This is a genomic window from Pseudomonas capeferrum (genome assembly GCF_013523055.1).
GTDB lineage: Bacteria > Pseudomonadota > Gammaproteobacteria > Pseudomonadales > Pseudomonadaceae > Aquipseudomonas > Aquipseudomonas capeferrum_A.
The window spans coordinates 1-13,533 of record NZ_JAAMQM010000022.1 but is presented as its reverse complement, the minus strand read 5'-3'; the positions used below and the strand labels follow the sequence as shown (position 1 = coordinate 13,533).

At 60.6% G+C, this 13,533-nt stretch carries 11 protein-coding genes; 10 read left to right on the top strand and 1 reads right to left on the bottom strand.

The window, feature by feature from the left end:
* Nucleotides 1-13 precede the first annotated feature (13 nt).
* From G7009_RS22130 to G7009_RS22085, 10 genes are all read left to right on the top strand, one after another.
* Nucleotides 14-1,339, top strand: a complete 1,326-nt coding sequence (locus G7009_RS22130; RefSeq protein ID WP_181132232.1) for an HlyD family type I secretion periplasmic adaptor subunit — start codon at nt 14-16, stop codon at nt 1,337-1,339.
* Between the two features lie 7 nt (nt 1,340-1,346).
* Nucleotides 1,347-2,762, top strand: coding sequence for a TolC family outer membrane protein (locus tag G7009_RS22125; protein ID WP_181132231.1), 1,416 nt, complete (start codon nt 1,347-1,349; stop codon nt 2,760-2,762).
* 287 nt (nt 2,763-3,049) lie between these two features.
* Nucleotides 3,050-4,081 carry a GDP-mannose 4,6-dehydratase gene (gene gmd, locus G7009_RS22120; protein ID WP_181132230.1) on the top strand — a complete coding sequence of 344 codons (1,032 nt, stop codon included), beginning with the start codon at nt 3,050-3,052 and terminating at the stop codon, nt 4,079-4,081.
* Nucleotides 4,081-4,977 carry a GDP-mannose 4,6-dehydratase gene (locus G7009_RS22115; RefSeq protein WP_181132229.1) on the top strand — a complete coding sequence of 299 codons (897 nt, stop codon included), beginning with the start codon at nt 4,081-4,083 and terminating at the stop codon, nt 4,975-4,977. The genes gmd and G7009_RS22115 overlap by 1 nt, the downstream gene beginning before the upstream one ends.
* A complete protein-coding gene (locus G7009_RS22110) occupies nt 4,977-6,122 on the top strand; it encodes a glycosyltransferase family 4 protein (protein WP_181132228.1) in 1,146 nt (381 codons plus the stop codon). Before G7009_RS22115 ends, G7009_RS22110 begins: the two co-directional genes overlap by 1 nt.
* Nucleotides 6,119-7,240, top strand: coding sequence for a glycosyltransferase family 4 protein (locus G7009_RS22105; RefSeq protein WP_181132227.1), 1,122 nt, complete (start codon nt 6,119-6,121; stop codon nt 7,238-7,240). Before G7009_RS22110 ends, G7009_RS22105 begins: the two co-directional genes overlap by 4 nt.
* A gap of 17 nt (nt 7,241-7,257) precedes the next feature.
* Entirely contained in the window at nt 7,258-8,229 is a 972-nt protein-coding gene (locus tag G7009_RS22100; RefSeq protein ID WP_181132226.1) for a UDP-glucose 4-epimerase family protein, read from the top strand.
* Nucleotides 8,226-9,236, top strand: a complete 1,011-nt coding sequence (locus G7009_RS22095; protein WP_181132297.1) for an MraY family glycosyltransferase — start codon at nt 8,226-8,228, stop codon at nt 9,234-9,236. The genes G7009_RS22100 and G7009_RS22095 overlap by 4 nt, the downstream gene beginning before the upstream one ends.
* Before the next feature lie 92 nt (nt 9,237-9,328).
* Nucleotides 9,329-11,323: a polysaccharide biosynthesis protein gene (locus G7009_RS22090; RefSeq protein WP_181132225.1), complete on the top strand. Its 1,995-nt coding sequence runs from the start codon at nt 9,329-9,331 to the stop codon at nt 11,321-11,323.
* Between the two features lie 270 nt (nt 11,324-11,593).
* Nucleotides 11,594-11,983 carry a ComEA family DNA-binding protein gene (locus G7009_RS22085; RefSeq protein ID WP_181132224.1) on the top strand — a complete coding sequence of 130 codons (390 nt, stop codon included), beginning with the start codon at nt 11,594-11,596 and terminating at the stop codon, nt 11,981-11,983.
* Between the two features lie 61 nt (nt 11,984-12,044).
* Here G7009_RS22085 and G7009_RS22080 read toward each other — a convergent pair whose 3' ends face one another.
* The gene (locus G7009_RS22080; protein WP_181132223.1) at nt 12,045-12,212 is read right to left on the bottom strand and encodes a DUF2897 family protein; all 168 of its coding nucleotides are present in this window, start codon (nt 12,210-12,212) and stop codon (nt 12,045-12,047) included.
* Between the last annotated feature and the right edge of the window lie 1,321 nt (nt 12,213-13,533).

Sequence of the window (13,533 nt, the reverse complement as noted above, 5' to 3'; positions counted from 1 at the left end):
AAGGATTTCATCGATGACTAGCAAAGCCATAGCCAAGTTCGACCATAACTTCGATGACATGCCCACTTCCGATCGCGGCATTCGTCGCATCGGTATGACTATCGTACTGGTGACCTTCGGAATCTTCGGCACATGGGCGGCGCTCGCCCCCTTGAGCAACGCCGTGCACGGTAGCGGTTTCGTGACCGTGCAGAGCTACCGCAAGACTGTGCAGCATCTTGAGGGCGGGATCGTAAAAGAGTTGCTTGCCCGTGATGGCGACTCGGTGAAAAAGGGCGACCCATTGATCGTGCTGGACGAATCTCAGCTTAGCGCTGAGTACGAGTCGACCCGTAACCAACTGATCGTTGCCCGCTACAAAGAAGCGCGTCTTCGTGCCGAGCGTGATCAGCTTGATGCGGTTCCGCCTGTGGTACTGAAAGGCACAGATTCTGATCGTGCCCAGGAAGCCCTGGCAGGCGAACAACAGGTGTTCAAATCTCGGCATGACTCCCGTATGGGCGAGATCTCCGTGCAACGCGAGCGCATCAGTCAGCTCAAGGAGCAAATCCGCGGCCTGGAAGACATGATCCGTACCAAACAAGGACTGGAGAAGTCGTACAGCGGCGAGATCGTCCAACTCAAGGATCTGCTGGCCCAAGGCTTCGTCGACAATCAGCGCCTGCTCGAGTCGCAGCGCAAGTTCGACATGCTCCGCACTGAGGTGTCCGACCACAAGTCGACCATCGCCAAGACCAAGCTGCAGATCAGTGAGACCGAGCTGCAGATCGTCCAGCTGGATAAGAAATTCAGTGCGGACGTTGCCGATGAGCTGTCTCAAGTCCAGGCCCAAGTCTTCGACCTACAGGAAAAAGAAGCAGCGCTGAATGATCGGCTGTCCAGGATCGTCATTCGAGCACCGGAAACCGGCATGGTCTTGGATATGAAAGTTCATACGGTCGGCGGGGTGGTGCAAGCGGGAACGCCGCTGATGGATATCGTACCGGCTGCATCCGATCTGGTGGTCGAAGCGAAGGTCGCACCTCAGGATATTGATCGTCTAGAGTTGGGTAAAACTGCTGATATTCGCTTCAGCGCTTTTAACAACGCTACTACCCCAGTCATCGAAGGCAAGCTAATCCGCATCTCCGCCGACCGCCTGACCGACGAGCGATCCGGCGACCCGTACTACCTGGTCCGCGTAAACGTAACCGAAGACGGCATGAAAAAACTCGCCAACCGCAAGCTGCAACCCGGCATGCCTGCTGAAGTCCTGATCAACGCAGGCGACCGCACCATGCTGGAATATCTGCTCAAACCGGCGCGCAACATGTTCGCCCAATCGATGATCGAGGAATGATCGGAGTATGATTGTGCTGCGTTTGTTACCCGGTGTAGTACTGAGCTTGGCGGCCTGGCAAGCCATGGCTGCCGAGCCCTTGGTCCCGAAAGATGTCCCGCCCAAGCCTGTATCGGCTTCGACCTATGCGCTGGATCTGGGCGGGCTCTACCGTGAGGCCCGCCTTGAAGACCCGCGCGTCCTGGCCGCCTATTTGCGCGCGAAGGCTGCTTCCGAGCAGCAACGCGAAGCCTTGGGCGGTTTGCTGCCGCAGGTTTCCATCAATAGTAGTGCCAACCGTATCCTGCGAAAGGACGACGCCTCGCGGGAAATCTACGACAACAAGAGCAACCAGCTCACCCTGACCCAGTACCTGTACAACAAGTCAGCGTGGGAAAGCTACCAGAAGTCCAAGAGCGTTACCCTGCAGAAGGGCGAGCAGGCCGAGGACTCCCATGCCGAGGCCACCGTCGACTTGGCCCAGCGTTACTTCGTCGCCCTGGCGGCCGATGACGAGCTCGAACTGGTGCAGGCCGAACGCCGCGCCACGCAAAAGAATCTCGACCGCGTCAACATGATGTACGAGCGGCAGATGGCCAAGATCACCGACCTGCTCGACCTCAAGGCGCGTGTCGATGCCTTGGCTGCGCAGGAGGTAGAGGCGCGCAACCAGGTGCAAGTCAGTCGTGAAGCCTTGTCCGAGGTGGTCGGGCGGCCGATCAATGAGCGCCTTAGTCGTGTACGTAATGATGTGGCCTTGCAGGCGCCGCCCCAGCCGTTGGCCAACTTCGTTGCCCAGGCCCTGGATGCCAACCCTTTGCTCAAGTCTTACGAGCATGGCGCCGAAGCGGCCAACGCGGCGGTACGCGAAGGCAAGGGTGGACACTATCCTCAGGTGTCGCTGAACTTGAGCGCCGGGCGCAGCGACGTTGGTTATGACAATACTTTGACGCCGCGCAGCGACAGTTATGTTGCCAGCGTGGGGGTTTCCATCCCGTTGTACAGCGGTGGTTCGACTTCCGCGCGGGTGCGTGGGCTCTACGATGAGCAGCTGGCCGCCGAGCAACAGCTCGAAGGCATTCGCCGGCAGGTCGTGAAGGAAACTACAACGGCCTACCTCACCGCCCAGGCCAGCGTGGAAAAGATCCGCGCCAACCGTAACGCGCTGTCGTCCGCTCAGCAATCGAGCATTGCGGCGCAAAAGGCCTTTGCCTATGGCGTGGTCAACGCGGTTGACGTCCTCACCAGCGTGCAGAACGAGTTCAGGGCGCGTCGCGATCTGCTCAAGGCCCAGTACGACTTCATCACCAACCTGTTCCTGTTGAATCGGTGGAGTGGGAAGTTGAACCAGGAGAGCGTTGACAGTGTCAACGTCTGGCTCAGCCCGGAGCCGGAGAAGGGGCTGCCGGGTGGGGATTTGGCCAAGTTGGAGGCCAAGCGCTGATTTGGCTGGGGTTGAGGCTGGGGCCCTGTGATTCAAGCCTGACATTTTGGTGAGGCTGAGGGCCCTTTCGCGGGCAAGCCCGCTCCCACAAGCGGGGCGGCGCATTCTCGGGCCCTGTAGGGTCGTCGGATTTTGCCTGGATCTGCTGTTGGCTTTGGCGGTCGAGCAGATTGCTTTGTGGATGTATACTCAATCGTTGAACAGCCGCAGAGGGGATTCGTTCCATCTGTCGGCAAGCTTCTGTCTATGAATGCCCTATATCGCACTAACGGAGTTGGTTAATTCGCATGAAAGCAATCGTCACTGGGATCACTGGTCAAGATGGCGCCTATCTGGCGGAACTGCTGCTGGAGAAGGGCTACACCGTTTACGGCACCTATCGCCGTACCAGCTCCGTTAACTTCTGGCGTATTGAAGAACTGGGCATCCAGAACAATCCTAACCTGCACCTGGTCGAATATGACCTGACCGACCTGTCGGCCAGCATCCGCCTGCTGCAGACCACCGAGGCCACCGAGGTCTACAACCTCGCCGCGCAGAGCTTCGTGGGCGTGTCCTTCGAGCAGCCGCTGACCACCGCCGAAATCACCGGCCTGGGCGCTGTGAACCTGCTGGAAGCCATCCGTATCGTCAACCCGAAGGTCCGCTTCTACCAGGCGTCGACTTCCGAGATGTTCGGCAAGGTCCAGGCCATCCCTCAGGTCGAAAGCACGCCTTTCTACCCGCGCAGCCCGTACGGCGTCGCCAAGCTGTACGCGCACTGGATGACCATCAACTACCGCGAGTCGTACGGCATCTTCGCCACCAGCGGCATCCTGTTCAACCACGAGTCGCCACTGCGCGGCCGTGAGTTCGTGACCCGCAAGATCACCGACACCGTCGCCAAGATCAAGCTGGGCCTGCAGGACTCCCTCGAGCTGGGCAACATGGACGCCAAGCGCGACTGGGGCTTCGCCAAGGAATACGTCGAAGGCATGTGGCGCATGCTGCAAGCCGACGAGCCGGATACCTTCGTACTGGCCACCAACCGTACCGAAACCGTGCGTGACTTCGTCACCATGGCGTTCAAGGCCGTCGATATCACCCTGGAGTGGAAAGGCGAGGCGGAAGCCGAGCAGGGTATCTGCGCCGAAACCGGCAAGGTGCTGGTCAAGGTCAATCCCAAGTTCTACCGCCCGACCGAGGTCGACCTGCTGATCGGCAACCCGGCCAAGGCCAAGGAAGTGCTGGGTTGGGAGCCGAAGACCAGCCTCGAAGAGCTGTGCCGCATGATGGTCGAAGCCGACCTGCGTCGTAACGAGAAAGGGTTCTCGTTCTGATGACTATGGCCAGCAAGCGCGCTCTGATTACAGGTATTCACGGTTTCACCGGTCGCTACATGGCAGCGGAACTTCAGGCCCAGGGCTATGAAGTGCTGGGCATTGGCAGTCAGTCATCGGATGAAGACGGTTATTTTCAGGTGGACCTGGCCGATGCGGCCGGTCTGCGCAAGCTGCTGGCCGAGCTGCAGCCCGATGTCGTCGTGCATCTGGCTGCCCTCGCTTTTGTGGGCCATGGGGTGGCCGACGCGTTCTATCAGGTCAACCTGATCGGTTCGCGCAACCTGCTGGAGGCGATCGCCGCGTGCGGCAAGACGCCGGACTGCGTGCTGCTCGCCAGCAGCGCGAATGTCTATGGCAATGCCTCCAGCGGCTTGCTCGACGAGTCGACCCCGCCGGCCCCGGCGAATGATTATGCTGTGAGCAAGCTGGCCATGGAGTACATGGCCAGCCTGTGGCAACCGCGCCTGCCGATCGTGATTACACGGCCCTTCAATTATTCGGGTGTGGGGCAGGGCGAGAATTTCCTGTTGGCCAAGATCGTGTCGCATTTCCGCCGCAAGGCCGAGGTGATCGAGTTGGGCAACCTCGACGTATGGCGCGACTTCAGCGACGTGCGTGCAGTGGTCTCGGCCTACCGCGGGCTCCTTGATGTGGCGCCGGTGGGTCAGACCGTCAATGTGAGTTCCGGCGTTGCGCACTCGCTGCGTGACGTCATCCGCTTGTGCCAGGAGATCACTGGCCATGAGCTGGAAGTCACGGTGAATCCGGCTTTCGTGCGCGCCAACGAGGTGAAGACCTTGACCGGCGATAACGCCAGGTTGCGTAGCCTGGTCCCAGGTTGGACCACGCCTACCTTGAGTGAAACACTGGCCTGGATGCTGGTTGGCAAATAATGAAAGTCGTGCTCTCTGTGGAGTCCGTCCGCTTTCCGCTGACGGGCATCGGTCGCTATACCTTCGAGCTGGCTCAACGGCTTGCGCGGACCCCGGGTATCGATGAACTTCGATACATGGCCGGTCGGCGTTTCCTGCCGGCCTTGCCTAGCGCTCGTGACGAATCGAGCGGTGGCTACAGCCTCAAGCGGGCGATTCAGAAGAACCCCATCGCGATCGAGGCCTATCGCGTGCTCATGCCGTGGGTGAAGGGCATGGCGCTGGCGGGGCATTCGGACTTTCTGTATCACAGTCCCAACTATTATCTGCCGCCGTTCAGGGGGCCGCGGGTCGCTACCTTTCATGACCTGTCGCCTTTTACCCTGGCCGAGTGTCATGCGCCGCAGCTTGCGCGTTTCCTGCAGAAAGAGTTGAAGCAGACGCTTCGACGCGCCGACCGGTTGATTACCGACTCGGAGTTCGTCAAGCAGGAGCTGGGTGCCTATTTCAATTGGCCTCTGGAGCGGATCGATGTGGTGCCCCTGGCCAGCTCCGGGGAGTTTCACCCGCGTCCGGCGCGGGAGCTAGAGCCCACGCTCGCTCGACATGGCGTGCAGCCGGGTGGTTACAGCCTGTTCGTGGGCACCATCGAGCCACGCAAGAATATCGAAACCTTGCTCGACGCCTATGAACGGCTGCCATTGCCGTTGCGCACGCGTTGGCCCCTGGTATTGACCGGCTATCACGGCTGGCGAAACGAGACCATCCACCAGCGTCTGGAAAAGGCCGAGCGCGAGGGATGGGCGCGGTATTTAGGGTTCGTCCCGAGTCAGGATCTGCCTTTGCTGTTCGCTGGAGCGCGCCTGTTCACCTTCCCTTCGCTGTACGAAGGGTTTGGCCTGCCGGTGCTGGAGGCCATGGGCTCCGGGGTGCCGGTGGTGTGTTCCAACACCTCGTCCTTGCCGGAAGTGGCGGGCGATGCTGCCCTGATGTGCGAGGCCAAGGACGTGGAGACGCTGACCGCGCTGATCCGCAAGGGTCTGGAGGATGAGCCCTGGCGCGAGGCCGCTATCGAGCAAGGGCTCGCCCATGCCGCCCGGTTCTCCTGGGAGCGCTGCGCCAGCGAAACCACGGCGGTCTATCGGCGGATGGTCGACTCACGATGATCAAGGTTCTGCACTTCTTCAAGACCTACTACCCGGAGACCATGGGTGGCATCGAGCAGGTCATCTACCAGTTGGCCGAAGGCGGCGCCGCGGTTGGCGTGCAGTCGGAGGTGCTGTACCTGAGCAGCCGTGGCGCGGCGCGGGGGGAGGCGGTCGGGCACCATGTGGGGCACCGTTCGCGTCTCGACCTGCATGTGGCGTCCACTGGTTTTTCGCTCTCGGCCTTCAAGGACTTCGCCGAGCTGGCGCGTCAGGCCGATATCGTTCATTACCACTATCCGTGGCCGTACATGGACCTGGTGCATTTCGCCAGCCGTCTGAAGAAGCCGACGGTGGTCAGCTATCACTCCGATATCGTCAAGCAGAAGTCCCTGCTGAAGCTGTATCAGCCGCTGATGAACCGTTTTCTCGGCAGCGTCGACCGCATCGTCGCGTCGTCCCCGAATTACGCCGCCAGTAGTGAGGTGTTGCAGCGCTTCAAGGACAAGGTCTCGGTCATCCCTTATGGGCTCGATGGTGCTACCTATCCCAAGGTGGACGAGCAGAAGCTGGCCTATTGGCGCAATCGCCTGGGACCGCGCTTTTTCCTCTTCGTCGGTGCGTTGCGTTATTACAAGGGCCTGGATTACCTGATCGAGGCGGCGAAGATTGCCGGGCTGCCGGTGGTGATCGTCGGTCATGGCCACCTGGAGCAGGAGCTGCGCGCTCAGGCGCAGACGCTGGGGGCCGATACGGTGCAGTTCGTCGGCGGCTTGCCGGATGAAGACAAGGTGGCCTTGCTGAACCTGTGCGAGGCGTTCGTGTTCCCGTCGCATCTGCGTTCGGAGTCCTTCGGCATGTCTCTGCTGGAGGCCGCGATGTTCGGCAAGCCCCTGATCTCCTGCGAGATCGGCAGTGGGATGTCGTTCATCAACCTGGCCGACCAGACCGGGTACGTGGTGCCGCCTCGTGACCCCGCCGCGCTCGCGCGGGCCATGCTGTCGCTCTGGAACGATCCCGAACGGGCTCGGGCCATGGGGCGTAACGCGCTGCAGCGCTATGAATCGGTGTTCACCGCCCGAGAAATGGTCAGCCGTTACGCGCAGTTGTACCGTGAGTTGCTCGCAGGCCACTCTTGAGCGGGGTGGCTGGGCAGATGGGCAACGGTGCTGTCCTGGTCACGGGTGCCAATGGCTTCGTCGGCCGCGCCCTTGTGGCGCACTTGCTGGCGAAGCAGTCACGGCCAGTCGTGGCCGCGGTACGGCGCTCTGATGCCGAGGTGCCGGCTGGCGCGAAGAAGGTCATCGTGGCCGGCCTGGGCCCGCGCACGGACTGGCTACCCAGCCTGACCGATGTCGAGATCGTCGTGCACACCGCTGCCCGCGTGCATGTGATGAACGATGCCGAAGCCGATCCACTTCAGCAGTTCCGGCTCATGAACACCCAAGGCACGCTGGCGCTGGCCGAACAGGCGGCGAAGGCGGGGGTGCGGCGCTTCGTGTTCATCAGTTCGATCAAGGTCAATGGCGAGGATACCCTGCCGGACCGGCCCTTCACGGCTGACGACGCTCCCAGGCCGGTCGATCCCTACGGTGTCTCCAAGCTCGAGGCCGAGGAGGGATTGCGGCAACTGGCGCGGGTGACGGGCATGGAGGTTGTGATCATCCGGCCCGTGTTGGTCTACGGGCCCGGCGTCGGCGCCAACATGGCCAGCCTGATGCGTTGGCTCAACCGCTGCGCCCCGCTGCCGCTCGGCGCGGTGGAGAATCGGCGCAGCCTGGTCGGCCTGCCGAACCTGGTGGACTTCGTGGATGTCTGTATCGAGCACCCGAAGGCGGCCAACGAGGTCTTTCTGGTGAGCGACGGCGAGGATGTCTCGACGCCAGAGCTGTTGCGACGTGTATCCCGCGCCCTGGGGCGGCCCGTGGTGCTGCTGCCGGTGCCCACCGGGCTGCTTCGGTTGGCAGGCAGGCTGATCGGCAAAAGCGCGGCGATGCAGCGGCTGCTGGGCTCGCTGCACGTCGATATCTCCAAGAATGAACAGCTGTTGGGCTGGAAGCCGAAGGTGCCCTTGAGCAAAGCCTTGCAAGCCACCGCTGACTATTTTCTGGAATCACACAAGTGCTGAGTACTGGATGGCTGTTGCTCGCCGTAGGGTTGGGTTCGTTTGTATTGACCGCGGTCATCCGGCGCTATGCGCTGTGGCGTAGCATGGTGGACATCCCCGGCGCGCGGAGTTCGCACAGTGTGCCTACGCCTCGCGGGGGCGGTGTCGCCATTGTCTGCGCCTATCTGCTGGCGCTGACGCTGCTCTGGAGCCAGGGCGTGATGGCGGCTAGCGACTATCTGGCCCTTGCCGGCGCCGGCTTGCTGGTCGCCGTGGTCGGGTTCATGGATGATCATCGTCATATCCCGGCACGCTGGCGGCTGCTGGGCCACTTCGCCGCTGCCGGTTGGGCGCTGAGCTGCTTGGGCGGCTTGCCGACGATGGTGGTCGGCGGGTTGCCGGTCGGGCCCTGGATCCTGCTGCCCTTTGCGCTTTTCTACCTGGTCTGGCTATTGAATCTCTACAATTTCATGGACGGAATCGACGGCATAGCGGGTGTTGAAGCCATTGTGGTATGCCTGGCCATGTGCCTGGTCTATACCTTGGGTGGGCATGCTCAGGCGATCACCGCTCCGTTGCTGCTGGCCGCTGCCGTGGCGGGCTTTCTGATCTGGAATTTCCCGCCCGCGAAGATTTTCATGGGCGATGCCGGCAGTGGGTTTCTGGGCATCGCCCTTGGGGTGCTGTCCTTGCAGAGCGCCTGGCAGGGCAGCGCTTATTTCTGGGCGTGGCTGATTGTCCTGGGCGTATTCATCGTGGACGCTACAGTTACGTTGCTGCGCCGCTTGTTCAATGGCGAAAAGGTCTACGAGGCGCATCGCAGTCATGCGTACCAGCATGCCGCCCGTGGTTACAAAGGTCATTTGCCCGTCACATTGGCAGTGGCGGCGATCACGGTGGGTTGGTTGGTACCCGTCGCCCTGTGCGTGACGGTGCTTGGGCTCGATGGCCTGCTGGGCGTGGTGATCGCTTATTGCCCCTTGATCCTGTTGTGCATCAAGTTCAAGGCCGGGCAGGCGGACGCTTGAAACACGTCCCGTCCGGTTTTGTTCCACCCCACACACCCGTCTGAAGTTGGGCTTATCAAACGAATGAGGGCGGACCGTCCAGGTCGGCGATTATGGATAAGTTACGTACGTTTTTAGTGAATCTGCCGCGCAGGCAGAAGCGTCTGATACAGGTCACCACCGATGTGCTGCTGGTGTGGTTAGCGCTGTGGCTGGCCTTTATCGTGCGGCTGGGCTTCGACGAGATGTACAACCCGATCCTGGCTCATACCTGGTTGTTCGTCGCGGCGCCGGTGGTGGCGATCCCGCTGTTCATCCGCTTCGGCATGTACCGGGCCGTCATGCGTTATTTCGGCAATGACGCGCTGGTGGCCATCATCAAGGCCGTCAGCCTTTCGTCACTGCTGCTGACCTTGGTGGTGTACTGGTACAGCAGCCCGCAACCTGTGGTGCCAAGATCGATCATCTTCAACTACTGGTGGTTGAGCATGGTGATCGTCGGCGGCTTGCGCTTGGCGATGCGCCAGTACTTCCTCGGGGACTGGTTCACGGCGGCGCAGCATGTGCCGTTCACCAGCCGTGACAACGGCCTGCCCAAGGTGGCCATCTACGGCGCGGGCTCCGCGGGCAATCAGCTGGTCGCGGCCTTGCGCATGGGCAAGGCCATGCGGCCGGTGGCCTTCATCGATGACGATGTCAGTATCGCCGACCGGGTGATTTCAGGCTTGCACGTCTACAAGCCCGAGCGAATCAAGAAGATGCTGGATGACACCGGCGCGGAAGAGGTCCTGCTGGCGATCCCTTCGGCGACCCGCGCGCGGCGTCGGGAGATCCTGGGGTATCTGGAAGGGTTCCCGTTGCATGTGCGTAGTGTCCCTGGGTTCATGGACCTGGCCAGTGGACGCGTCAAGGTCGACGACATCCAGGACGTGGACATCGCCGACTTGTTGGGCCGCGATCCGGTGCCCGCTCAGCATGACCTGCTTGAGCGTTGTATCGTCGAGCAGTCGGTGTTGGTCACGGGGGCGGGCGGGTCGATCGGTGCCGAATTGTGTCGGCAGATCATCGAGCTGGAGCCCAAGACGCTGATCCTCTTCGATCACGCCGAATTCAACCTGTACAGCATTCTCTCCGAGCTCGAGCAGCGGATTGCCCGGGAGTCGCTGCTGGTGCGCCTGGTGCCGATTCTCGGGTCGGTGCGTGATCAGGATCACATGCTCGATGTCATGAGGACCTGGCACGTGGACACGGTCTACCATGCCGCGGCCTACAAGCATGTGCCCATGGTCGAGCACAATGTCGCCGAAGGCGTGCTGAACAACGTGATCGGCACGCTGCATACCGCGCAGGCGGCGTTGCAGGCGGCGGTGTCGAGTTTCGTGCTGATCTCCACGGACAAGGCGGTGCGCCCGACCAATGTCATGGGCAGTACCAAGCGTTTGGCGGAGTTGACCTTGCAGGCGCTGAGCCGGGAGCAGGCGCCGGTGTTGTTCGGCGCGGCGGGGAATGTTTCGCACGTCAACAAGACCCGGTTCACCATGGTGCGGTTCGGTAATGTCCTGGGGTCCTCGGGGTCGGTGATCCCCTTGTTCCACAAGCAGATCAAGGTCGGTGGGCCACTTTCGGTGACTCATCCGAAGATCACCCGGTACTTCATGACCATCCCTGAAGCCGCGCAGCTGGTGATCCAGGCGGGGTCGATGGGGCAGGGCGGGGAAGTCTTCGTGCTGGACATGGGCAAGCCGGTCAAGATCGTCGAGCTGGCCGAGAAGATGGTGCATCTGTCTGGCTTGAGTGTCCGCTCCGAACGTAATCCGCTTGGCGATATCGCGATCGAGTTCACCGGGTTGCGACCGGGAGAGAAGCTCTACGAGGAGCTGTTGATCGGCGAGAACGTGGTCGAGACCCGTCATCCGATGATCATGTCCGCCAATGAGGATTTTTTGCCTTGGGAGCAACTGAAGGTGAAGCTGGGGCAGTTGCTGGCGGCGGTGCATGAGAACGACTGCCCTGTCGTGCGTCTGGTGTTGCGTGAGCTGGTCAGTGGCTATACGCCCCAGGGGGAAATCGTTGACTGGATGTATCAGCAGCGGCGCCTGGATTCCTGAGGTTTGCAGGGGTTGTGGAAGAGTGATGGGGCGAGGCCGTCACTCTGTATGGAAAGTTGTTTGATCATTTGGTTGGTACATATTTGGATATGTATTTAAAGTTTTCGGATGCTGGGTGGTTTGAACAAGTAGCTTATTGCTGGTAACTGGCTTGATCAATCTTGTAACTATTGTGCGTGGCTAGTTGTATTGACTCTGCAAGTACAGCGGGTAGGGTTGTCATGGCAGCCAAGGAAACGCTGCTCTCAGTCAATGAACAGGAGTTTGGTCATGCGCAATATGTTCCTTTCCAATGTAGTCCTTCCGTTGTTCACGAGTCTGGCCCTGTCGATGTCGGCGGCTCATGCGGCGGAGCCGATGGGCGGGCAGGGTCATGCGCAGGCAACCGCTGCGTCGGCCATGAACAAGGACACTGCCACCGCGCCGATGATGGCAACGCCGATGGTGGGCCAGGGTCAGGAGGAGCAGCTCGATCTCAACAAGGCCGACGCTGCTACCTTGCAAAGCCGGTTGAACGGTATCGGCAAGGCCAAGGCGGAGGCGATCGTGGCCTATCGCGAGGCTCATGGGCCATTCGCGACCGTGGATGAGTTGTTGGAGATCAAGGGAATTGGCAAGGCGTTGCTGGAGCGTAATCGGGACAAGTTGAAGGTGGAGTAAGCGTCGAATCGTTAGCCGGCTCGGTCAGGTTCGAGTCGGCTAGCGAGGCAGAAAATGTGGATCAGCGGTCTTTTGCTTCCTTGGCGTCCATTTCTGCGTTTCTTTCGTGGATTTTCTTTTTTTGCTCTTCTGTCAGCGGTATTTCTTTCGCCGAATCCTTCAGCAGCATCAGCCCACCGACGATGGAGCCGAGGGCGACCAATAATATTAACCAGGCATACCAGGGCATGATGTTCTCCTTTGGGGTGGCGGTGGAGGGGCATATAAGGTTCGAGCGGTGGGAAAATCGTTGGTTCAATGTTGCGAATAGATTCGAGTATCCGCGGCCACCTAGGTTGAGAGGGTCTCAGTATTGCCAGGCGAGGCCTTCGGCCTCGAATCGGGGGGCAAGCCCCCTCACCACTGGTTCTGAGCAATTCATTAGAGTTAGAAATAATCTTGGTGGCCCTGGGTCTAGCACTGGGGTCCTTGATTTGTCCCGGTGACTTGGGTCTAACACTGGTGCTCCTAATCTGTCCTGGTGCCCAGGGCCTAACACTGGTGTCCTTGATCTGTCCCGGTGCCTTGGGTCTAACACTGGTGCCTCTGATCTGTCCCGGTGCCTTAGGTCTAACACTGGAGCCCCTGATCTGTCCGGTACCCTGGGTCTAAGATTGGTGTCCTTGATCTGTCCCGGTGCCCTAGGGTCTAACACTGGTGTCCTTGATCTGTCCCGGTACCTGGATTTAACACTGGTGCCTCTGATCTGTCCCGGTGCCTTAGGTCTAACACTGGTGCCCCTAATCTGTACCGGTGCCCTGGGTCTAACACTGGTCCTTGATCTGTCCCGGTGCCCTGGGTCTAACACTGGTGCCCCTGATCTGTCCCGGTGCCTTGGGTCTAACACTGGTGTCCTTGATCTGTCCCGGTGCCCTGGGTCTAACACTGGTGCCCCTGATCTATCCCGGTGCCTTGGGTCTAACACTGGTGTCCTTGATCTGTCCCGGTGCCTTGGGTCTAACACTGGTGTCCTTGATCTTTCCCGGGCCTTGGGTCTAACACTGGTGTCCTTGACCTGTCCCGGTGTCTTGGGTCTAACACTGGTGTCCTTGACCTGTCCCGGTGCCTTGGGTTTAACACTGGTGCCCCTGATCGACTTAGTTGCTCTTAGCCTGACACTGGTGCCTTGGCCATAGCAGACCAAGGTGGTGAGGGGGCTTGCCCCCCGATTCGAGGCCGCAGGGCTCGCCTGGTAATGCCAAGGCTCTTTCACACCAATGGTTGTGGGGGCTCGGATTGCCTGCATCTAGTGCATCCATGGCTACCGAGTTGAATGAACAACCTTCACTACCAGGCGAGGCCTCCGGCCTCGATCAGGGGGCAAGCCCTCTCACCCCTGGTTCGTGGCTACCCAGCCCCAGCTCATCCCCCCCGTTCTCCGATTTCCTCCCAAGGCTTCGTCTCCCAGCTGGAACTGCCAGTCACGAAACCCTGGGTGGCGATGACGTAGTGTATACCTCGATCAGCCCCGGATCTCGGCGACCGCCGCGGCCAATGCCTGTGCCGGATCG